Genomic DNA, 21,623 nt, shown 5'->3' with positions numbered 1-21,623 from the left:
TTTATGAAGATAGTGGGGAATATATAGTAAGACATCGAACTTCTTTGCATGAAACTAGGAGAAGTTCTGCATTGTTAGTATAAATTATCATGAGCGTGTTGCCCATGATAATTTATCATTATCGTAACAACTCTAAAGATAGAGTGCAATAATGGAAGTTTTCCAATTTACGATGGTTGTTTTTCGTGCGAACGAGAAAATAATATTTCCAGCAAGATAGCCATTACAGATCCAAGAACAAGACCGTTACTTAAAAATGAAGCTAAAAATGGTGGTAGCGTAGAAAACGCTCCTGCTGGAACGAACATAACGCCGACTCCTGTAAAGATTGAAAGGCCTGCTACTTTAAATAATTGTTCTTTATTTTGTACAGTGTCATATTCGCGGAAAGCGAGACCAATCATGCTTGCAAATACAGGATAAATCGCAGCATACCCAACTGCAACGGGGATGGCTGCAAAGAATGAAGTAATCTTTGGGAATATACTAACAAGAATGATAAAGCTTGACCCTAACATAAATGGAAGGCGCTTATAAATATTTGTCGTTGCAATAAATCCTGCGGATCCAGAAATGGCAACAGGACCAATGGCTGAAAATAGACCGCCTAGCAATTGATTTATTCCTGTTATAATGCCAGCTTGTTTGAAGCGATTCTCCGCAGCATCTTCTTCATACTTAGAAACAACCTTTTGTACAACGCGAATACTTGCTAACATATTTGTTAGAAGTAGTAGTGTGACGAAAACTACCGTAATTGCCATGTTCCATTCAATGCGAGGCATTCCGAAAACAAACAGAGATGGAAGACGAATTATATCTGTCACAGGTGTTACTGGATTAGATAATCCGAAGCACGCAAATAATATCCAGCCGCAGACGATACTGAAAAGAACGGAATATTGTCCAATAATAGGTAGCTTCATAATGAAAAAAGATAGTAAAATAACAATGAGTGAAAGAATAAATACCTTTGGCTGTACTTCTGTATGTTGTCCATCAAGGCCAAACATGCCTTTTAAGAAGGAGCCACTAAGTTGTGCGACCAAAAGGAATAAATACGTTCCAATTACTGTCGGTGTAAAGTAACGAACTAGTTTATCAATAAGTCCAAAAACACTAAGAATAATACAAATGATGCCACTTAGTAGGAAAGCGTACTGAAGGACCTTAAGTGTTTCATTGCTTGATCCAAATAATACGACGCCTAAACTTGCATACAAGGAGAAAATTCCCCACCAAAGGCCTGCAGGACCTTCTTGGATAGGAAGTTTATGACCAAATATAGCTTGCAAGAGACCGGCAAAACCGAGAACAAATAATGTTCTTTGTACAAACGCGATAGCTTCAGCGCCATCAAGGCCGTAACTAGTTGCGACACTAATTGGTACAATAAGACTTCCAGCTAAAATAAATAGTGCCCATTGTAAGGCAGAAAGAAATAGCTTCATTATATCAACCTCTTTCATAGATTCCGTTTTCTAGTATATACGTATTTCATTTCCTCTGGCAAAGATTGTAGATAGAGAAAAGAGTTGAAACATAATATGAATGCACGGAAGCAATTATGGATAGCGGTTATATGTATGACTTTTGTTGTAATTCTAGGAATGCTATGATTTATGACAATCGAAGAGATTAGCCTGTTTCAAGCATTTTGGATGACGATGATTACTGTATTAACGGTTGGATATTGCGAATCCGTTAACAGTGCATTATATTGATACAGTATTGTATGGAATAGAGAAATCATTTGTAATTGAAGAAATTCAAGTTGGTAAAGATTCTAACTTAGCTAGTAAATCGTTATTAGAGAGTAATGTGAGAAATCAACTTGTTGTAACAATTGTAGCGATTTTAAGAGATGGGGATATTATCCATAATCCAACGGGGCAGGAAAAACTGCAAGAACATGATATGATAATAGTATTTGGTTCAGTGGAGAAACTGAGGCAATTTGAGAAAGAACTACAAAGTAAGAGGTGACAAGGAATGCAAGTATCTAGCGATAAGGTTTTAAATAAAATGGCGAGTGAAATTGCAAAGGCAAAAAGTAGTGAAGGACAAAAATCAAAAGAGCATTTATTAGTTGTGCGTGCATTATGTGATTTATTATTAGATGAACAAGTTGAGCCTTCTACGTATAGAGAACCACAAGTTCAATCACAAATAATCGGATCTCAGCCTATAACAACAGTTCAACCGGTTATGCCAGCTTCTGGAGAACCTGTGTATATAAAAGAAGAAGGTGCAAATGGTAATTCTTTATTTGATTTTTAGGGATTAAATCGTTTGGATTATATGTGAAAATTGCTTATGATAAAAATAAAAAGGGGAATTAAGATGAAAATTTTCTTTTTACTAGGTTGTATTGCAGCGGGGCTATCTGTTGCATTAGGGGCTTTTGGAGCACATGGTTTAGAAAATAAAATTTCTGCAAAAATGTTAGAAGTGTGGAAGACAGGCGTTACATATCAAATGTTTCATGCAGGTGGCTTATTCGTAGTTGCTCTATTAATGGACAAAATGCAATCATCACTTTTAAACACTGCAGGTTGGCTTATGGTAGCTGGGATTATTATGTTCTCAGGCAGTCTTTATGCATTAAGTACAACAGGTATTAAATTCTTTGGCCCAATTACACCCCTTGGTGGTGTAGCGTTTATTGTGGCGTGGATTTTAGTCGGAACTGCAGTTGTAAAAGGGTTATAAAAAACAAAAGCTGGCATTCGCCAGCTTTTTTTATGGTCTTGGAGCATAAGTTGCTTGTTGACCAGGTAAATACGTAATTTCTCCTGGGAATTCTACATAATCTAAATAAATCATTAGTAGTAAAAAGCGTTTTCCAGATTTCGGCTCACTAATTACGATATGATCACGGCCAGCTGCCTCGATGATCCCTGTATAAGATTGTGTACCAAGCGAACTACCGCGTTCATAAGTCATTACAACTGTAGCTGGCTTACCCTTATTTAAACGAAGGATGTTTTCAATATACGATTGCTCTAGTGGTAACATACCTTGAGAAACTGCAAGTTGAGCCTGAGCAGCTTGTTGTTGCATCGCTTGCTGTTGTTGCTGCTGTTGCTGTGGGGTCATTTGTTGTGGCTGCACATAAGTTCCGGATGGTTGATAAAAACCTGTTCCATAGTATGGGTTTTGTTGCTGTGCCATTCAAAAATCCCTCCTCATTTTCATTCCTTAATATACGCCAGGACAATCTTCACCAGATGGTTGGAAGAAGCAGTGCTTTTTAAAACGTCCTGAATTTTGTTGGTTATACCAAGTTGGCGGGCAAGGACCTTCAGGCCTAAAGAACCATAAGGAAAAGTTGGCGGGCCAAAAACGTTGTCCCTGAATTGTCCGGCGGGCTAAGGCGATATCTTGTTCTCTCGCTCGTTGATAAAAATACCCTTTTTGAGTTGCTTCAAAACCACCAGGATTTTGATAAACCATCTGACGTAAATTTCGGACTTTTTTAAAGTCTAAGCAATCTCCGCGGACACGATTTACGCCGACATTTCCAACCATTAACATGCCTTGTTGTCCTTCTCCTTCAGCTTCGGCACGCATGAGTCTAGCTAATAACTTTACATCTTCTTCTGTATGCGCGATAACACCCATTATGTGTCACCTCTCTTTTTGGAATACCCTTCGGAAAGAGGTTTTTTCTAGATGAAGTGTGGAACAATTACTAGTTCATACGTATGAGAAAAAGGACGCAGATATGACAACCAAACGAAGTTTTACATCTAGAGGGGAAAATAAAAAAAGCTAGCGTGAGCTAGCTTTTCATCATTAAAATACTTTAGACCATAAATTTGAGAAGAAATCGCCAATTGAACGCATTGTTAATACGAACCAATTTGCTTTTTCTACTTCTTCAGTCGTTTTTGCAGTAACTTTTATACTTTTATTTCCGTCTAAGAAACCATATTTATCAGATGGTTCTAAGACGATTGAACCTACCTTTGCATCTTTCTTAATAGGAGCAACTAAATGCCCATCTTCAGCAAGTGATTTATCTGCTTCAGTAGAAATTTTGTAAGGTGATTTGCTACCTTTTGCAGTAACTACTGTCACTTCTTTTTCTGGTGCAACTGTTACGTAGTCTTCTTTTCCTTTTACTACAGAAATTTTGTTATTTTTATCTATTTTTAATTTCTGTTTTTCGAAGTTATTAAATCCATATTCAATTAATGCACGAGATTCTGTGAAACGCTCATCCATTGATTTTGTTTTAATAATAACTGAAATGAGGCGTAAATCACCACGTGTTGCTGTAATAGTGAAGCCATATCCAGCAGTATCAGAACTTCCTGTTTTTAAACCATCTGCTCCTTCATAAGCGAAAGCAGCACCTGGTAACATCCAGTTCCAGTTTTCCATACGAATTGGTTTCGGATGATTATCTGGGAAGTTTCTAAATCTTTGTTTTGTATCCTCTAGCATTTCTGGATACTTTGTAATAATTGTTTTTGAAAGAATACCCATATCGCGAGCTGACATAGAGTTTTCTCCATTCGGATCAGTTCCTTCAGGATGCTTCCCTTTTAAATCAGCGTTATTCAACCCAGTAGCGTTTACAAATTTATATTTCTTTAACCCTAGTTTTTTTGCATGTTCATTTGCAAGATTTAAGAAGTTTTTCTCACTACCTGCAAGTAATTCTGCTAAAGCAATACTAGATCCATTCGCAGAGAAGATAACGATAGAATGATATAATTCTCTTACAGTATATTGGCGTCCCTTTTCGAACGGTACGTTAGAGAATTCATTATTACGTGAAACTTCATAAGCGTAATCAGAAATGTTTACTTTCGTATCCCAAGTGATTTTTCCTTCTTTAATTGCTTCTAATACGGCATAAATAACAATTAATTTTGACATACTAGCGATAGCTAGTAATTCATCTGGATTTTGTTCATGCAGTATTTTTCCTGTATCTGCATCAAATAGCAGTGCAGCAGCTGCCTCTATATGTATTTTTTCTTCCGCATGGGATGTTGTTACTCCTAAGGAAGAAAATGACAATAGAGACATTAGTAAAATAGACAAGATTTTCTTCATATACATTATCACCTTCGCATCGTTATTAGCATATAGCTCGTACCATTTTAGCATAAATTTGGATGTGAAAAGGTTACAATCTTACAAGGAATTTGAAAAGAATTTGACGATTTTTGTTCAAATTTGCAGAGAAAAGAAGTTTTTTGTGGGTAAATATAGAGGATAATAAAAAAAGGAACGAAATTCGTTCCTTTTTCATTATTATATGTGTAAAAATTTCTCTACTTTTTCGTCTGGTAAAATGTTCCCAACGAAGAATGTACCGAATTCACCGTAACGAGCACTTACTTCATCGAAGCGCATTTCATATATAAGCTTCTTAAATTGAAGAACATCGTCAGCGAATAATGTTACGCCCCACTCGAAATCGTCGAATCCGACTGATCCTGAAATTACTTGGCGTACTTTCCCTGCGTATTGGCGACCGATTTTGCTATGACTGTACATAAGTTTCTTACGTTCATCCATAGGAAGCATATACCAGTTATCATTACCTTGGCGACGCTTGTCCATTGGATAGAAGCAAATATGATTTGCTTTCGGTAACTCAGGATATAAGCGAGCTAAGACTTGTGGGTTTTGGTATGGGTCTTCATCAGCTGGAAGATAGTTGCTTAGTTCAACAACAGATACGTAAGAATATGCAGGAACTAAATATTCAGCTAATGTTGTTTTATTTAATTCTGTTTCGATTTCATTTAACTCTTCCATTGTTGGACGTAAGATCATAAGCATAATATCTGCTTTTTGACCAACAACTGTATACATTGCATGACTGCCTTTTTTTGCAGTAGCTACTTCGTTCCATTTTTCAACGACATTTAAAAATTCAGACACTGCTTGTCCGCGTTCGTCACTAGATAATGTTTTCCATGCTGCCCAATCAATAGAACGTAAATCATGTAAACAATACCAGCCATCTAACGTTGTTGTTGCTTCACTCATTCTATTCACCTCAGTTAATGATATTTTACACGTTAACTATAGCATATATAGGATTAAAAACATCTAAATAAAGTTTCGGTGCATAAAACTGTCACATTTATATTTACCGGAAAACGGGAGAAAATAAGGTTTAAGTAGGCCTTATTTTATGGCTGAATTTTATGAAAATATAATCATTTTCATTTTATCTATTTTTTGGGAGCTATAAGTTTAAAATATAGCTGAAAAGAAGTATTCTTAAAGGTAGAGTTTTTAACATTTGTAGGAGGGTTTATTCGTGAGCAATTTATTTACAGCAGTAAAAGAAAAAGTTCAAGGAAAAGGCATTTCTATCGTACTTCCTGAAGGAACTGATGAAAGAATTTTAGGCGCTGCAGAGCGTTTAGCAAAAGAAGAGTTAGTAAAACCAATTTTAGTTGGTAATAAAGAAGAAATTAGCGCAAAAGCTGCTAGCATGAACTTAACATTAGCAGGCGTTGATATTTACGATCCAGCTACATACGAAGAAATGGATGCAATGGTAGCATCTTTCGTTGAACGCCGTAAAGGTAAAGCAACGGAAGAAGACGCTCGTAAAATCCTTAAAGACGAAAACTACTTCGGTACAATGCTTGTATACATGGGCAAAGCACAAGGTTTAGTAAGTGGTGCAGCTCACTCTACTGCTGATACAGTTCGTCCAGCACTTCAAATTATTAAAACAAAGCCAGGCGTTACAAAAACTTCAGGCGTATTCATCATGGTACGTGAAGAAGAGAAGTATGTATTCGCTGATTGCGCAATTAACATTGCACCAAATAGCCAAGATTTAGCTGAAATTGGTATCGAAAGTGCGAAAACTGCTGAACTATTCGGCATTGATCCACGCGTTGCTATGTTAAGCTTCTCTACAAAAGGTTCTGCGAAATCTCCAGAAACAGAAAAAGTTGTAGAAGCAACTCGCATTGCAAAAGAAATGGCTCCTGAATTAACTTTAGATGGAGAATTCCAATTCGATGCTGCATTCGTACCATCTGTAGCTGAGAAAAAAGCTCCAGGTTCTACAATTAAAGGTGATGCTAACGTATTCGTATTCCCAAGCTTAGAAGCTGGTAATATCGGCTACAAAATCGCTCAACGCTTAGGTAACTTCGAAGCAGTAGGACCGATCTTACAAGGTTTAAATATGCCTGTAAACGATCTATCTCGTGGATGTAACGAAGAAGAAGTGTACAAGTTAGCTTTAATTACAGCAGCTCAAGCACTTTAATTCTATAACGAATTGATATGAAAAATGACCACCATATTTCGTGTATAACGGAATGAGGGTGGTCATTTTTGTTTTTTATTTTTCTAAACCAAGTGCCTTATTGTTACGATCAATAATACGTTGTAAATTCATCTCATATAAAGGGACTTCATCCAATGTTAGTTGAGATGGTGTTAACTTTGGAGCGAATTGTTGCAACGTTTTTAAAAGACGCATCATTAAATCTTGCACTGTAATTGTTTCGCCAAGTAATTCAGATAGTGAAGCCATCGTACTTGGCACAATTTCAGGATACGTAAATCGTGTTTCTTCTCCTTGAATTGCTACGTTGTAAAAATCACGAACGAGGGCTGCGCGCTCAGATCCGCTTCCCGTCGCACATAAGTAAATTTGTACAGCAACGCCTCCGCGAATACGACGCTGAGAAATACCAGCAAATTTTTGATTGCGAATGCTCAAATCATAGCTACCAGGGCAATAAGAACCAACAATTTCTTTTGCCTCGATAGTAACATCGTAATCTTTTAACATTTCCTTAATTAAATGCCACATTGTATCGTATCCAAGATTGATGTCGATACCTTTTTCTGTTTCTTGGAATAAAAGTGATACGTTTAAAACACCTTCATCAAGTACGACCGCAAGTCCACCGGAATTACGAACGATAACATTAAAGTCGTTTTGTTTTAAAAAGGAAATACCTTCTTCTAAATGTGGTAGGCGTGAATCTTGAATGCCCAGTACAATTGTATTGTGATGAACCCAAGAGCGCATTGTTGCAGCTGATTCGCCATTTCCAATACTTGTGCATAATGTGTCATCCATTGCGAATGACTGAAGTGCATGGAATGTTGGTCCTAAACTAGACTGATCCACAATGCGCCACTCTGGCTGAGATAAAATCGAACGGGAATTGCTCATATAACTAACCCCTTATTTATAAAATGACAATCTTTATTATAGCAAAAAATGAAGAAAGGGGTTTCCCATATATAAAGGGAGATTCTAAAGTTGAAGAAGCACATATGGTTGAAGTGAAATAAGAAAAGGATGCACATATGCATCCTTTTTATTCTGCAATTTTTTCTAAGTTACCGTTTCGATCCATGCGGAAAGATGTTTGTGAGCGTTCCTCATCATCCATTACTGCTAATTTACGAGCACGGTTCATAATATTCATAAGTGTTTCGTAATCTTCTTGTACAGTATGAGATTGTTGTTCTAATCTTTCTAGTTTCTTTTCTAGTTCTTCATTTCGTAAGATTTGCGCTTTAATTTCTTGTTTCAATCTCGTATTCTCGTTTTCAAGAGCTGTTACTTTTATATTTGAAGATCCAACTGTTTGTAAAAAGTAAATAACATCTTGCATTGTTATTGAGCTTTTTGGAGCAGGAACAGTCGGCTCTTGATATGGAATAGCTTCTGTATATTGAACAGCTGTTTCATACGGTACGTGTTCTTCATAATCAGTTATCGCCTCTGAAGCTGGTGGTGTATAAAGCAAACGTTTTTTTGCCTGTTCACCGCCCGCAGCACGCATTTTATCTTTACGATGTTTTTTTGCTAGTTGAAGAGCTTGTTCATAGCTATAGCGAACAACAGCATTCCAGCGGAAACCACAAGCAGCAGATGTGCGATTTAACTGATCTCCTATTTCTTCAAAAGCATTTAATTGAGTACTTCCTTCTCGAACATGGCGAAGCACCGTTTCAGCAAGTAATAAATCGTCCTCGTCTGTCCAAGCATCTTGTCTTACTTTCATAGATTCAACTCCCTTTCTTTTTATGAACTTCCTATTTTTATAATGGGCAAAAAAATGAGCTTTTATACAAAGCTTTTAAAAATATGGTAGATTTCAATGAAGAGAAGAAATGTGGCTATGAATGATGAAAGCTTTTGAAGGAGAAAATATAAAAAATAGGTAGCTTTATATAGGAATAGAGCTACGCCCGGAGACTTGCAACAAGCTTCAAAGAGCGGTAAAATACCATTTAGTGTTTATTTTTAAATGTACTTGTGAAAAGTTTAAAATAGAGGAAGTGTTATATATAATGGGAAACGAATTTCGTGTGTGTGATGATTGTCAGGCGACGAACGTTAAAACGCTGATTCCGAAGTTAAAAAAAGTAGATTCATGTGCAACGATTGAGGTTGCATGTCAGTCTTACTGTGGCCCTGGTCGTAAAAAATCATTCGCGTTTGTAAATAATCGTCCAGTTGCGGCTCCAACAGAAGACGAATTAATTGTAAAAATTGAAGCAAAGTTAAATAAGTAAGAAAAAGAAGAGTGAACAGATTACTCTTCTTTTTTTATGCCTATGAGATAGCACTTTGTATGAATTCGTATTTCAAAATAATGGTTGACAGTCTTTTGACGTGGTAGGTAGAATAGAAAGTATCTGATTCTGATAATCATTATCATGAAAAAGGTCAATTCACCTAATTTTTTTATTATTATTTGAGAATAAATTTCATTTTATTAAATATATGTTGTTGGTTAGGATGGTTGAGGGATGGAAGCGAGCGCAAGGAGTATAGAACAGCAAGATGTGAATGTTAAAGAGATTAAGAGCAGACCGCTCGTTGCTTCTATTATTTTAATAGCAGGTACAATTTTGTTAGCTTTAAGCATGGCAGTTTCTATTTCGTTTGGTGCAGCAGATATTAGTTTAAAGACCGTTTGGCAAGCTGTATTTCAGTTTGATGGGTCTATCACGCATCATAACGTAATTCAAGAACTTCGCATGCCTAGAGCAATAGGGGGCGTAGTTGCAGGTGCCTTTTTAGCGGTATCAGGAGCAATTATGCAAGGTATGACACGAAATCCACTTGCATCCCCATCGTTAATGGGGATTACAGATGGTGCTGTATTCGGGATTGCAATTATGTATGCATTTTTCCCTAATTCACCTTATTTAATGTTTGTTATTGCATCTTTTATTGGAGCTGCGTTTGGAGCGAGCATTGTATATGGTATTGGGTCTTCTTCACCAGGTGGATTAACGCCTGTGAAATTAGCTTTAGCTGGTGCGGCAATTAGTGCTTTATTAGGGGCAATTTCATCTGGAATTGCATTGTATTTCAACCTTGCCCAAGAGGTAAGTATGTGGAATGCAGGCGGTGTTGCTGGAGTGAAATGGCAAAGTATTAATATGTTAGTACCGATTGGTCTTGCTTGTCTCATTATAGCAATTATGATGTCGAGGTATATTACCATTTTAAGCTTTGGTGAAGAAATTGCGATTGGACTTGGTCAAAATACGACATTAATTAAATTTATCGGAACAGTACTTGTTCTTGTATTAACAGGTTCTGCGGTTTCTATGGCAGGATCGGTTGGATTCGTTGGACTTGTAATTCCGCATATGACTCGTTTCCTTGTAGGCTCAGACTATAGATGGGTTATTCCATGTTCTGCAGTCTTAGGTGGATTGTTAATTGAATGTGCAGATATGTTATCTCGCGTTATTAATCCACCATTTGAAACGCCAATTGGAGCAATTACAGCGCTAATTGGAGTTCCATTCTTCCTCTACTTAGCACGTAATGAAGGGAGAGGGAAAATGTGAGGACGAGCGTCTTAACAAAAAAGAACATTTCTATTTTAACAATTTTAGTAGGATTAATCGTTGCTGTATTTTTAATAAGTTTAAATACAGGAACATTTAAAATTCCTCCAATAGATGTATTAAAGTCATTGGTTGGAGTAGGTGCAGAAGATCAATCTGTTATTTTATTTGAATTTCGTATGCCACGTATGGTTATTGCTATATTAGTTGGTTCTGCATTAGCTATGTCAGGCGCAATTTTGCAAGGGTTATCACGAAATCCACTTGCTGATCCAGGTATTATAGGTATTAACGCTGGAGCGGGATTAACAGTTGTTGTATTCGTCTACTTTTTCTTTGGAAAAGTTGGAACAGGTACATTTTTATCTGTATTTATCCTTCCATTCTTTGCGCTAGTTGGTGCGATATTAGCAGCGGTTATTATTTATTTACTAGCATGGAAAGACGGCGTTTCATCCACTCGATTAATTCTTGTTGGTATCGCTGTTGCAGCCGGATTTGGTGCTGTTAGTTTAATTTTTTCTATGAAGATGACATCGAACGACTTCCGTTTTGCAACGATTTGGTTGGCAGGAAGTTTATGGGGAACAGATTGGAAGTTCGTACTAAGTGTACTCCCATGGATGGTTATTTTCTTACCACTTGCCATTAGTAAAGCGCACATATTAAATGTAATGAATTTAGGCGACTCTACAGCAGTTGGTCTTGGTGTAAACGTAGAAAAGGAAAGACGTAAATTATTATTTATTGCAGTTTGTTTAGCTGGTGCATCTGTCGCTGTTGCGGGCGGTATTGGTTTTATCGGTTTAATGGCTCCGCATTTAGCGAGAAGCCTCGTTGGTGGTAAACATCAAATTATGTTACCAACGGCTGCATTAATAGGAACGTTCTTGCTTTTATTTGCAGATGTAATTTCAAGAAGCGTGTTACCAACTTCAGAAATACCGGTCGGTCTTGTTATTTCTGTAATTGGTGCACCATATTTCATATATTTACTTATGAGGACAAAATAAAGGGAGGCTTTTTGTATGGCAACTTTAGCAGTTGATGCGGTATCTGTTGGGTATAATGAAGGGTTAATTATAGATGGATTAACAGTTGAAATTCCGGAAGGACAAATTACAACGATTATTGGACCAAATGGTTGTGGGAAATCCACATTATTAAAAACGGCTTCTCGTATTTTGAAAGCAAAACGAGGTACTGTTTATCTTGATGGAAAAGCAATTGAGAAACAGCCAACGAAAGAAATCGCAAAGAAAATGGCGATTTTACCACAAACTGCAGAAGTGCCAACAGGCCTTACTGTGTTTGAACTTGTTTCATATGGACGTTTTCCTCATCAAAAAGGATTTGGAACATTGAAAGAAGAGGATTATCGCTACATTCATTGGGCACTTGAAGTGACGGGGATGACAGAATTCGCAAATCGTCCAGCAGAAGCTTTATCAGGTGGTCAACGTCAACGTGTATGGATTGCGATGGCTCTTGCACAAGGAACAGATTTACTTGTGTTAGATGAACCAACAACATACTTAGATATGGCTCATCAACTTGAGATATTAAACTTACTGAAGAAGTTAAACAAAGAAGAAGGCAGAACGATTGTTATGGTTATTCACGATTTAAATCATGCTTCTCGTTTCTCTGATCATATGATTGCATTAAAAGCTGGGAAGTTAATGAAACAAGGAACGCCAGATGAAGTTATGACAAGTGAAACGCTTCGTAACGTATTTGAAATCGAAGCTCAAATCGTTCCATGTCCAGTAAACTGTAAACCAATTTGTTTAACATACGATTTAGCGATGATTAATAATCAATTGCGTAAAAAAGCATAATTAATAGAATTTCCCCCTCTTAAAGAGGTGAGAGGGGGAGTTCTAATGGACGTTGAGCTTCTTACCCGCGGATGGGAAGTTGAACGCCCGTTAGAACGGGTTATAAACAACAATTAATAAAAATATATTAATTAAATGTTGTTTGCGTTTCTTATAGTTACATGCAAATTATAAGAGAAATACAGCTAGAAGGAGTCGGAATATGAAGAATTTTAAAATGGCACTATTAGCAATGGTACTAGTTGTTACTTCTGTACTATTTGCAGCTTGTTCTAACAAAGAAGAAAAGAAAGCAGATGCGAAGACTGAAGAGCGCACTGTACAACACGCAAAAGGGGAAATTAAAATCCCTGCAAATCCAAAGAAAATTGCTGACCTTAGTGGTTCAACAGAAGAATTATTAATTTTCGGTATGAAACCGATTATTACTGCAAATACAACACAAGAAAAAATTGATTCACATATTGAGAAGAAATTGAAAGATGTAAAACCGGTTGGTTCTGCGTGGGGCGATAAAATTAACATCGAAGCAGTGGCTGCTGCAAAACCAGATTTAATTATTGTAAACAATCGTCAAGAAAAGATTTATGATCAATTATCTAAAATTGCACCAACAGTTATGTTAAAAACTCCATTAGACCAATGGCGTCCAAAATTCGAAGAAGTAGGTCAAATCTTCGGTAAAGAGAAAGAAACAAAAGAATGGTTCAAAAAGTATGATGAAAAAGCAAGCAAATTACATGACAAAATCGTTGCTAAAACTGGCGATGCAACGTTCATGAAAATGGCTGCATATCCAAATGCATTCCGTGTATACGGTGACTACGGTTACGGTAGCGTAATCTTTGGTGATTTAAAATTACCAGCAGTTAAAGGTACACCAACTGATAAACCGCTAGTACAAATACAAAAAGAAGCTTTAATTGATTACAACCCAGATTACTTATTCGTATTTACAACTGGTGACGGTTCTCAGCGTCTAAAAGAATTCCAAGAAGAATCAATTTGGAAAAATATGAACGCTGTTAAAAACAATCACGTATTTACAATCAGTAATGAAGATGTAAACAAAGGATACTTCCCACTAGGTAAAGAAATGATCCTAGACGAAGTTACTGAATTCATTTTAGGAAAATAATATATAAAGAAAAATCACCTTTGCTTTGGTAAAGGTGATTTTTCTTTATATACAAGGAATTAATACAGTCTTTCATTTCTTTCTGTTTCCTATATCGTTTATAATATATAGTAAGAATGCAGTAAAGAAAGGGGGATGTCGGAAAGTGGTATATTTAAACGACAAACTCAGCGAAACAAAAGTGTTTAAAGACCCAGTACATAAATATGTACACGTGCGTGATCGCGTTATTTGGGATTTAATCGGAACGAAAGAATTTCAACGCTTGCGCCGTATTAAGCAGCTTGGTACGACATTTTTTACATTTCACGGTGCAGAGCATAGTCGCTTTACTCATTCGTTAGGTGTATATGAAATTATTCGTCGTATGATTGATGATGTGTTTGATGGCAGACCGAACTGGAATGCTGAAGATAGATTATTATGTTTATGTGCGGCATTACTTCATGATGTCGGTCACGGCCCATTTTCTCATTCGTTTGAAAAAGTATTTTCGTTAGATCATGAGAAATTTACACAAAAGATTATCGTTGGTGATACGGAAATTAATCGTGTGTTAAGCCGTGTGGATAAGGATTTCCCGCAAAAGGTAGCAGATGTAATTGCGAAAACATCTACTAATAAATTAGCGATTAGTATGATTTCGAGCCAAATTGATGCCGATCGTATGGATTATTTATTAAGAGATGCATATTTTACTGGTGTAAAGTATGGGAACTTTGATATGGAACGTATACTGCGTGTCATGCGCCCGTACGGTAATCAAGTTGTCATTAAAAATAGTGGTATGCATGCTGTAGAGCATTATATTATGAGCCGTTATCAAATGTATTGGCAAGTATATTTTCATCCGGTAACACGTAGTGCAGAAGTAATTTTAACGAAGATTTTACACCGAGCTAAATCACTGCATGAGAAGTATTATGCGTTTAAAAATCATCCTGTTCATTTCTATTCTTTATTTGAAGAAGAAGTGACAGTAGAGGATTATTTAAAGTTAGACGAGAACGTAATGTATTATTACTTCCAAGTATGGCAAGACGAAGAAGACCCGATTTTAAGTGACTTATGCCGCCGTTTTATGAATCGAAATCTATTTAAATATGTAGAGTTTACAGATAAGCACGGCTTAGATAATTGGATGGAGCTAAGTAGCTTATTTAAAAAGATTGGACTCGATCCAGAGTATTACTTAGTTGTGGATTCAACATCGGATTTACCGTATGACTTTTACCGCGCAGGAGAAGAAGAAGAGCGCCTGCCAATCTTACTTCTTATGCCGAACGGGGAACTTAGAGAGCTTTCGCGTGAATCGGATATTGTTGAGGCGATTACAGGTAAGAAGCGAACGGATCAAAAGCTATTCTATCCGCATGATTTAATCTATGAAGATGGAAGAAAAGGAAAATATAAAGAGAGAATTATCGAGTTGTTAGAAGGAAAGAAATAAGAAGCAGCTAAGAGCTGCTTCTTATGAAAAAACTTGAAATTATTTGTCGCTTAAGCGTTTTCCGCCAACTGCATAATGGTTTTTAGACATTTCTTCGATGAAAACAACGATGTTTTCTTCAGGAGCACCAGTTGTTTCGCTTACTGCTGCTGTTACTTTCTCAGCAAGAGCTTTCTTTTGTTCTTCTGTGCGTCCTTCTAGCATTTTCACTGTTACGTATGGCATATATAATCGCTCCTTTTATGTAAGTTACACTCTTATTATAGCGGATTATGAGGAAGAACAATCGGAAAAACAAATAATTTCTTTTTTTGACATATTGAAGAGGAGATGAGTTATGGATCAGTTATTTAGATACCCATTGCAACAAATTCCATTGGTAGCAATGGCGATTATTATTGCGCTATCTGTGCATGAATTTGCACATGCGTATGTTGCATATAAATTTGGAGACGATACAGCGAAAAAACAAGGACGGTTAACGTTATCACCGATGGCTCATTTAGATCCTATTGGGATGATTGCTGTATTAATTCTTGGATTCGGTTGGGCAAGACCCGTGCCTGTTAACCCATATAACTTTAAAAGACCGCGTCTTGCAGGAATATTAGTTTCTATTGCGGGACCGATAAGTAATCTTATCTTAAGTGCAATTGGTTTAATTATTTGGTATAGCTTAATAACATTTGGTGTGTTAGATGCGATGCCACTTGCAGTAGCAGATACGCTGGATCAATTTTTCCAGATTTTTATTATGCTTAATATTGTTTTACTTGTATTTAATTTATTACCAATCCCGCCACTTGACGGGTATCGCGTTGTGGAAGATTTAGCACCAGCAAATATTCGTGCGAAAATGACACAGTATGAAAAGTATGGATCAATTGCGTTATTAATTCTTGTTATTACACCGCTTAGCAATTACACAATTCAACCTATTTTCAATGTTGTTATTCCATATGTATTAGTATTTTTACAAAATATCATTGCGCCTATTTTCAGGCTTTTTTAATCATTAAGCGAGGAGGAGTTTACATATGACAGAGAAAAAGAAAAAAATCGGTTTTAATATCGTGAAAAATGATTCAACAGATGGACATGGTGGTTTTGGCGTTGGGGCATTAAGTTTAGAAAATATTTCTCCTGTATTTGTTGATGTATTAGAGAAAACTGCGTTCGTTGATATCGGTGCGATGCATGCGCGTAGTACAGTAGAAAAAGGAATTAAGTTTTTAACAAATAAAGATGAAGTTCCAAACGGAAAACCGTTTTGGCTCGTTTGGGTAACAATTGAAAGAACACCAAACGGTGCTTATTACGCAGGTGCAACAGCCTGTGAAATGACAGTTGATCGTGAAATTCGCCGCGGATATAAATCACTTCCAGAGCATGTAAATAAAATGGATAAATCACTAAAGCGTCACATCATGATTGATCATATGGATGAATCATCTAAAAAAGTACTTGGTACATTCTTAAAAGAGCATAATGAAGCAATTTGGAACGAATCTAGTGAAGAATTGCGCCACGCATTATTAGGCGAATAAAAATAGCTGACGGATTTCCGTCAGCTATTTTTTTACCACGGGAGATATTTTTTCCACCAACCCGTCTTTTTCTTCTCTTCACTAACCTTTTCGAACTCTTCCTTATCATCAACGTGATCCATACAATACTCTGTTGGCTCTGTACCTTTTGCGAAATACATTTTCACAGAAATGGGACAATTTTTTGTAGCAATCTTACCGTTTTCAGGATTAACATCGACTGCAACAACATCTGCTGGTTGTTTGAACTCTTGTTTAGGCTGTCCATCTAATCCTTTTTCCATTGTATCGGTCCATATTTTTTTTGCGTATCCTTGTTCTGCTACGTTTGAAATGGATTTAGGTTGATCGTATCCAATCCAAACCCCTGTTACAAGTTGTGGGGTAAATCCAATCATCCAACTATCAGTTTCTGTAGAACCAGACTTTCCAGCATATGTTCTTGATAGTTTTGATAACATCGATTGACCGGTCACAGCGGCATAACTGCTTAGTTTTTTATTAAACATACCTGCCATCATTTCTTCCATCACAAAGGCTTTGCTTTTATCTAGAACTTGTTTACTTTCTAAATGAGCGTCGTATAGCATATTTCCTTCATGATCAACGATGCGTCTTATAAAGATTGGTTTTACTTCTTTCCCGCCGTTTGCAAACATGCTATAAGCATTGACCATTTCAATTGGTTTTACAGGAGATGTGCCGAGAGCAAGAGACGGAACATCTTTTAATGCGCTAGTAATACCGAATTGCTTCGCTGTTTTTGTAAGAATGTCTTCGCCTAAAAATAGATTTGTCTTCACAGCATATACGTTATCAGAAACAGCGAGTGCTTGTGCCATTGTCACAAAGTCGTCTGCATAATAGTTTTTATAATTTTTCGGTTTATATTTGGAAACACCATCACCTAAAGTGAATACAGTGTATTCGCTTTTTAAGCGCGTAGCAGGGGTGAATCCTCGTTCTAAGGCTGCGTAATATAGGAATGGCTTAAATGTAGAGCCGGGCTGACGAGCGGCTTGTGTAGCTCTGTTAAATTGACTCGTATTATAATCAGTTCCACCAACAAGGGCAGCCACTTCACCCGTTTTTGGATTCATAGAGACGAGGGCAGTTTGGATGTTTGTTGTTTCAGGTATATGATTTTTTACAGCTTGCTCTGCTACAGATTGTAATTTAGGGTCTAGCGTTGTATAAATACGTAAGCCACCTCGCTGTAAGGCTTGCTCATCTAATCCGATATCACGAAGAAGAGAAGCTTGTACAGCATCTTGGAAATAAGGCGCGACCTCTGCCACTTTTTTCGTATCTAATGAGGCGAAAGTTAGCGGTTCCTTTTTTGCCGAGGCAGCTTGCTGTTTTGTAATATAACCTTGTTCTACCATTTCATCTAGTATGAGAGATTGACGCCCTTTAGCACGCTCTTCTTTTAAAAAGGGAGAGTAGAAGCTAGGTCCTTTCGGAATGCCTGCGAGCATACTAGCTTCTGCTAATGTTAATTCTTTTGCAGTTTTATCGAAATACAGGCGAGAAGCAGCTTCGATTCCGTAAGCACCATGCCCGTAATAAATTGTATTTAAATATCCTTCTAAAATATGATTTTTATTATAGTTCACTTCAAGGCGAACGGTATACATTGCCTCTAATAGTTTACGCTTCCACGTTTTATCATGATCTAAGTATAGGTTACGAGCATACTGTTGTGTAATAGTACTAGCACCTTGTACTTTTGCCATTGCTTTTAAATCGGCAACAATGGCACCAACAATGCGCTTTATATCAAATCCATGATGTTTGTAGAATCGTTGATCTTCAATAGATAGTGTTGCCTCTTTTACATAAGGAGAAATTTCATCAAGAGATACATTATAGCGCTTTTGTGTTTCATTACTTTGTCCTATAACAGTGTCATCATTAGCGTAAAAGACACTCGTTTGCGGCACTGCAACAGGGGGAGGCCCCGTAATTTTTGCAGCTATAATGATAATAAAAAAGGAAAAAACGAAAAAAAGAACACAAGAAAACATTACGGTGAAGAAAAGACGTTTATATTTTTTAAGTTTTGGATTCATAGTTTGATCCATCTTTTTCAGCCCCTCATTAATACAAGCATTATTGTATTAGTATTGAGGGTTTTCGTTTATTTTAAACAATGAAATTTTGAAAACAAAAAAGCCCCTTCAATTAAGAAAGGAGCTCAAAGGCACGTGCTGGCCAATCGGTAATGATGACATCTACACCATAGTCAATCATAGTTTGTAAATCTTTATATTCATTAATGGTGTAAGGACGAAAAACGTATCCTTGCCCCTGTGCTAATTGGACAAACTCTTTCGTTAATAATTGAAAGTTTGGATGTAATCCAGTCGCCTCGCGCCTTTTTGCTTCAGCAATAGGATCTGCAAGTGGTGTATCGTACAAAATCGCTCTTGGAATTTCTGGAGCAATTTCTGCTAATAATGAAACGGAATCGTGGTTAAATGATGAAAATACAATTTGATTGGATAGATGATATTCACGAACAAGAGCAACAACTTTTTCTTCAATATTTGGATAATGAAGAACATCTGTTTTTAATTCAATGTTAAGTTGTAAATTTGTTGTAGAGAGCCAAATAAATACTTCTCGTAATGTTGGGATTTTCGCCTCATGAAAAGAAGGATCTTTATGGCTACCAGCATCTAAGGCTTGTAATTCCTCTACAGTTTTCTCAGAAACAAGTCCCACGCCATTTGTTGTGCGGTCCACCGTTTCATCATGAATAACAACTAGTTCACCATCTTTTGATAGATGAACATCAAGTTCAATTCCGTGAGCCCCAATGCGTTCAGCCTCTTGGAAGGCAATCATCGTATTTTCTGGGTGTGTTCCTTTTACCCCGCGATGAGCGAAAATAAGTGGTTTATTCATGTGAAAATCTCCTTATCATCTCTTTTCTTTCATTATGAAACTGCTTTGAGAAAAATACAATTCATATGACAAACATTTACAAAAGTATAACAGTTGCACAAAAGTTAACGTTAACGTAAAATGTAATAATCGGTGAAGGGAGGAATACACATGTATAAAATTGATGAAGTAACAAAGCAAGTTGGTTTAACAAAGCGTACACTTCGTTATTATGAGGAAATTGGTTTAATTCATCCCCCAGAACGCAGTGAAGGGAACATTCGCCTGTATACAGACGAAGACATTGCGAGAATTAAAAGGATTGTGGAAGCGAAAGAAGTACTAGGAATTACGCTTCAAGAAATGCAACATTTCTTATCGTTAAAAGAAAGAATGGAACAAAGAAGAAATAGTGAGAATCCGCGTGACCGTGAAGTGATTCAAGAAATTAAAGAGATGCTTGAAAAACAAGTGCAAACGTTAGACGAAAAAATGGAGCAAATGCAGCGTGTTAAGGCAGAGCTAGAGGATAGTTTAAGCCGTGCAGTTACATTTTTAGAGAATACAAAAGGAGAGTAATCAAAATGGAGAACAAACAAAAATTAGGGAGATTGATTACAGTGGTGGCTACCTTCCTTGCCTTTTCAGGTATAGGAGTAGTCGACCCAATTTTACCAAGTATTGCTGAACAAATTGGTGCTTCGCATTGGCAAGTCGAGATGTTATTTACAGCATATATTTTAACGATGGCAATTATGATGTTACCAGCTGGAATATTTGCATCAAGATTTGGTGATAAACGAATGATGACGATCGGTCTTGCGATTGTAACTGTATTTGCATTTATATGTGGTATATCGCAAACGATTGCTCAATTATCTCTTTTCCGCGCGGGGTGGGGATTAGGAAATGCGATGTTCTTTGCAACGGCGATGACATTATTAATTGCATTAAGTAAAGAAGTTCATGAAGCAGTAGGATTATATGAAGCAGCTATCGGTTTAGGGATGGCAGGTGGCCCATTGTTAGGTGGTATATTAGGTGGACATTCTTGGCGTTACCCATTTTTTGCGACGAGTATTTTAATTTCTTTAGCATTTATTTTAGTTTTCTTTTTTGTAAAAGAACCGGAGCGAAAAGTGAAGCGTAAAGCAGCAGGCGTAGGTGAATTACTTAACCTGGTGAAGTATAAACCGTTTATGCAAGGTGCTATTTCGGGAATGTTATACTACTACGGATTTTTCGTCGTGTTAGCATATTCACCACTTATTATGCATTTATCTGCTATTCAATTAGGATTTGTATTTTGCGGATGGGGATTAGCATTAGCTTACGGATCAGCAATTTTAGCACATAAGCTAGAAGGTAAATATGAACCAAAAACATTGTTAAAAGGTAGTTTACTCGTATTTGCGATTTTCTTAATTGCACTATTCTTCGTTAAAATCATGTGGTTACAAATCGTGTTAATCGTTCTATCAGGATTAGCATCAGGCTTAAATAACGCGTTATTTACAAGTTATGTAATGGATATTTCACCTTATGAAAGATCTGTTACATCAGGTGTTTATAACTTCGTTCGTTGGTTAGGGGGCGCGATTGCTCCAATTTTATCAGGAGTCATCGGTCATACAGTTTCACCACAAAGTCCGTTTTTAGTCGGTGGAATTGTTGTGTTAGTTGGTTGCGTAATGATCTTAATTCCGATTCGTAAACCGATAGAAATAGAGACAAAAACCCTTTCTTAAGAAAGGGTTTTCTTTCCTATTACAGAGCAATCCCTTTTCACATATATGTTAGAACCCTCTGACTAAAATATATTTTCGGTATTTTTTTACTTTTAACTATACTTTTTGGATGTTTTGTTTTATTTTTGTTAGGGGACATTAATGATGTCCCTATTATAAATTTGCATTGAAAGGCGT

The 21,623-nt window shown here is 36.8% G+C and carries 25 protein-coding genes; 15 read left to right on the top strand and 10 right to left on the bottom strand.

Annotation, left to right across the window (positions count from 1 at the left end):
- Window positions 1-167 precede the first annotated feature (167 nt).
- Complete coding sequence (locus JFT89_RS18085) at window positions 168-1,451, bottom strand: purine/pyrimidine permease (RefSeq protein ID WP_002167308.1); 1,284 nt, start codon at window positions 1,449-1,451, stop codon at window positions 168-170.
- Window positions 1,452-1,622: 171 nt separating this feature from the next.
- On the opposite strand from JFT89_RS18085, the gene JFT89_RS30800 reads away from it, so the two are divergent.
- The 4 genes from JFT89_RS30800 (at window position 1,623) to JFT89_RS18070 (ending at window position 2,712) form a co-directional block, all read left to right on the top strand.
- Window positions 1,623-1,724: an ion channel gene (locus JFT89_RS30800; protein ID WP_002130114.1), complete on the top strand. Its 102-nt coding sequence runs from the start codon at window positions 1,623-1,625 to the stop codon at window positions 1,722-1,724.
- Window positions 1,687-1,986, top strand: a complete 300-nt coding sequence (locus tag JFT89_RS18080; protein WP_016096466.1) for a cation:proton antiporter regulatory subunit — start codon at window positions 1,687-1,689, stop codon at window positions 1,984-1,986. Before JFT89_RS30800 ends, JFT89_RS18080 begins: the two co-directional genes overlap by 38 nt.
- 6 nt (window positions 1,987-1,992) lie before the next feature.
- A complete protein-coding gene (locus JFT89_RS18075; protein ID WP_016096467.1) occupies window positions 1,993-2,280 on the top strand; it encodes a YwdI family protein in 288 nt (95 codons plus the stop codon).
- Window positions 2,281-2,343: 63 nt separating this feature from the next.
- Entirely contained in the window at window positions 2,344-2,712 is a 369-nt protein-coding gene (locus JFT89_RS18070; protein ID WP_002089827.1) for a DUF423 domain-containing protein, read from the top strand.
- A gap of 30 nt (window positions 2,713-2,742) precedes the next feature.
- On the opposite strand, the gene gerQ is transcribed toward JFT89_RS18070, so the two are convergent.
- From gerQ to hemQ, 4 genes are all read right to left on the bottom strand, one after another.
- Window positions 2,743-3,174: a spore coat protein GerQ gene (gene gerQ, locus JFT89_RS18065; RefSeq protein ID WP_201040430.1), complete on the bottom strand. Its 432-nt coding sequence runs from the start codon at window positions 3,172-3,174 to the stop codon at window positions 2,743-2,745.
- 27 nt (window positions 3,175-3,201) lie between these two features.
- Window positions 3,202-3,624, bottom strand: coding sequence for a cell wall hydrolase CwlJ (cwlJ, locus tag JFT89_RS18060; RefSeq protein ID WP_002068596.1), 423 nt, complete (start codon window positions 3,622-3,624; stop codon window positions 3,202-3,204).
- 174 nt (window positions 3,625-3,798) lie between these two features.
- Entirely contained in the window at window positions 3,799-5,076 is a 1,278-nt protein-coding gene (locus tag JFT89_RS18055) for a serine hydrolase (RefSeq protein ID WP_016096468.1), read from the bottom strand.
- A 195-nt stretch (window positions 5,077-5,271) separates the two neighbouring features.
- The gene (gene hemQ, locus JFT89_RS18050; RefSeq protein WP_002068598.1) at window positions 5,272-6,015 is read right to left on the bottom strand and encodes a hydrogen peroxide-dependent heme synthase; all 744 of its coding nucleotides are present in this window, start codon (window positions 6,013-6,015) and stop codon (window positions 5,272-5,274) included.
- A 277-nt stretch (window positions 6,016-6,292) separates the two neighbouring features.
- Between hemQ and pta the strand changes: the two genes are divergently transcribed.
- Window positions 6,293-7,264 carry a phosphate acetyltransferase gene (gene pta, locus JFT89_RS18045; protein ID WP_002016367.1) on the top strand — a complete coding sequence of 324 codons (972 nt, stop codon included), beginning with the start codon at window positions 6,293-6,295 and terminating at the stop codon, window positions 7,262-7,264.
- 75 nt (window positions 7,265-7,339) lie between these two features.
- Here the strand turns inward: pta and lipL are convergent, their stop codons facing one another.
- Both lipL and JFT89_RS18035 read right to left on the bottom strand, forming a co-directional pair.
- Window positions 7,340-8,185: an octanoyl-[GcvH]:protein N-octanoyltransferase gene (gene lipL / locus JFT89_RS18040; RefSeq protein ID WP_016096469.1), complete on the bottom strand. Its 846-nt coding sequence runs from the start codon at window positions 8,183-8,185 to the stop codon at window positions 7,340-7,342.
- 148 nt (window positions 8,186-8,333) lie between these two features.
- The gene (locus tag JFT89_RS18035) at window positions 8,334-9,026 is read right to left on the bottom strand and encodes an RsfA family transcriptional regulator (protein ID WP_016096470.1); all 693 of its coding nucleotides are present in this window, start codon (window positions 9,024-9,026) and stop codon (window positions 8,334-8,336) included.
- A gap of 289 nt (window positions 9,027-9,315) precedes the next feature.
- Between JFT89_RS18035 and JFT89_RS18030 the strand changes: the two genes are divergently transcribed.
- The 6 genes from JFT89_RS18030 to JFT89_RS18005 all read left to right on the top strand — a co-directional run bounded on the left by JFT89_RS18030 (window position 9,316) and on the right by JFT89_RS18005 (window position 15,262).
- Window positions 9,316-9,540 (top strand): YuzB family protein, encoded by a 225-nt coding sequence (locus JFT89_RS18030; RefSeq protein ID WP_000526075.1) that lies wholly within the window; start codon window positions 9,316-9,318, stop codon window positions 9,538-9,540.
- 237 nt (window positions 9,541-9,777) lie between these two features.
- Window positions 9,778-10,833 carry a FecCD family ABC transporter permease gene (locus tag JFT89_RS18025; RefSeq protein WP_201040429.1) on the top strand — a complete coding sequence of 352 codons (1,056 nt, stop codon included), beginning with the start codon at window positions 9,778-9,780 and terminating at the stop codon, window positions 10,831-10,833.
- The gene (locus JFT89_RS18020) at window positions 10,830-11,846 is read left to right on the top strand and encodes a FecCD family ABC transporter permease (RefSeq protein ID WP_201040428.1); all 1,017 of its coding nucleotides are present in this window, start codon (window positions 10,830-10,832) and stop codon (window positions 11,844-11,846) included. The genes JFT89_RS18025 and JFT89_RS18020 overlap by 4 nt, the downstream gene beginning before the upstream one ends.
- 15 nt (window positions 11,847-11,861) lie before the next feature.
- A complete protein-coding gene (locus tag JFT89_RS18015) occupies window positions 11,862-12,674 on the top strand; it encodes an ABC transporter ATP-binding protein (protein ID WP_002034935.1) in 813 nt (270 codons plus the stop codon).
- Between the two features lie 202 nt (window positions 12,675-12,876).
- Window positions 12,877-13,812: an ABC transporter substrate-binding protein gene (locus tag JFT89_RS18010; protein ID WP_002068515.1), complete on the top strand. Its 936-nt coding sequence runs from the start codon at window positions 12,877-12,879 to the stop codon at window positions 13,810-13,812.
- A 145-nt stretch (window positions 13,813-13,957) separates the two neighbouring features.
- Entirely contained in the window at window positions 13,958-15,262 is a 1,305-nt protein-coding gene (locus JFT89_RS18005) for an HD domain-containing protein (RefSeq protein ID WP_000262735.1), read from the top strand.
- A 39-nt stretch (window positions 15,263-15,301) separates the two neighbouring features.
- Here JFT89_RS18005 and JFT89_RS18000 read toward each other — a convergent pair whose 3' ends face one another.
- Complete coding sequence (locus tag JFT89_RS18000) at window positions 15,302-15,487, bottom strand: 2-hydroxymuconate tautomerase (RefSeq protein WP_001147171.1); 186 nt, start codon at window positions 15,485-15,487, stop codon at window positions 15,302-15,304.
- A 112-nt stretch (window positions 15,488-15,599) separates the two neighbouring features.
- Between JFT89_RS18000 and JFT89_RS17995 the strand changes: the two genes are divergently transcribed.
- Together JFT89_RS17995 and JFT89_RS17990 are read left to right on the top strand one after the other, a co-directional pair.
- On the top strand, window positions 15,600-16,274 hold the full coding sequence (locus JFT89_RS17995; protein ID WP_002016358.1) for a site-2 protease family protein: 675 nt from the start codon (window positions 15,600-15,602) through the stop codon (window positions 16,272-16,274).
- A 25-nt stretch (window positions 16,275-16,299) separates the two neighbouring features.
- Entirely contained in the window at window positions 16,300-16,809 is a 510-nt protein-coding gene (locus JFT89_RS17990; RefSeq protein WP_002016357.1) for a YwhD family protein, read from the top strand.
- A gap of 32 nt (window positions 16,810-16,841) precedes the next feature.
- Here JFT89_RS17990 and JFT89_RS17985 read toward each other — a convergent pair whose 3' ends face one another.
- Together JFT89_RS17985 and JFT89_RS17980 are read right to left on the bottom strand one after the other, a co-directional pair.
- Complete coding sequence (locus JFT89_RS17985) at window positions 16,842-18,893, bottom strand: transglycosylase domain-containing protein (protein WP_201040427.1); 2,052 nt, start codon at window positions 18,891-18,893, stop codon at window positions 16,842-16,844.
- Between the two features lie 100 nt (window positions 18,894-18,993).
- Entirely contained in the window at window positions 18,994-19,719 is a 726-nt protein-coding gene (locus tag JFT89_RS17980; RefSeq protein ID WP_002068526.1) for a glycerophosphodiester phosphodiesterase, read from the bottom strand.
- A gap of 150 nt (window positions 19,720-19,869) precedes the next feature.
- Here JFT89_RS17980 and JFT89_RS17975 point away from each other — a divergent pair, with 150 nt between their 5' ends.
- Together JFT89_RS17975 and JFT89_RS17970 are read left to right on the top strand one after the other, a co-directional pair.
- Window positions 19,870-20,277, top strand: coding sequence for a MerR family transcriptional regulator (locus tag JFT89_RS17975; RefSeq protein ID WP_002016353.1), 408 nt, complete (start codon window positions 19,870-19,872; stop codon window positions 20,275-20,277).
- Between the two features lie 5 nt (window positions 20,278-20,282).
- Window positions 20,283-21,446, top strand: a complete 1,164-nt coding sequence (locus tag JFT89_RS17970) for an MFS transporter (RefSeq protein ID WP_201040426.1) — start codon at window positions 20,283-20,285, stop codon at window positions 21,444-21,446.
- Window positions 21,447-21,623: the final 177 nt, after the last annotated feature.

This window comes from Bacillus sp. TH25, assembly GCF_016650935.1.
In the GTDB taxonomy this organism is placed as follows: domain Bacteria; phylum Bacillota; class Bacilli; order Bacillales; family Bacillaceae_G; genus Bacillus_A; species Bacillus_A mycoides.
Note: the sequence above shows the minus strand (reverse complement) of the source record. Positions and strands in the feature narration are given on the sequence as shown.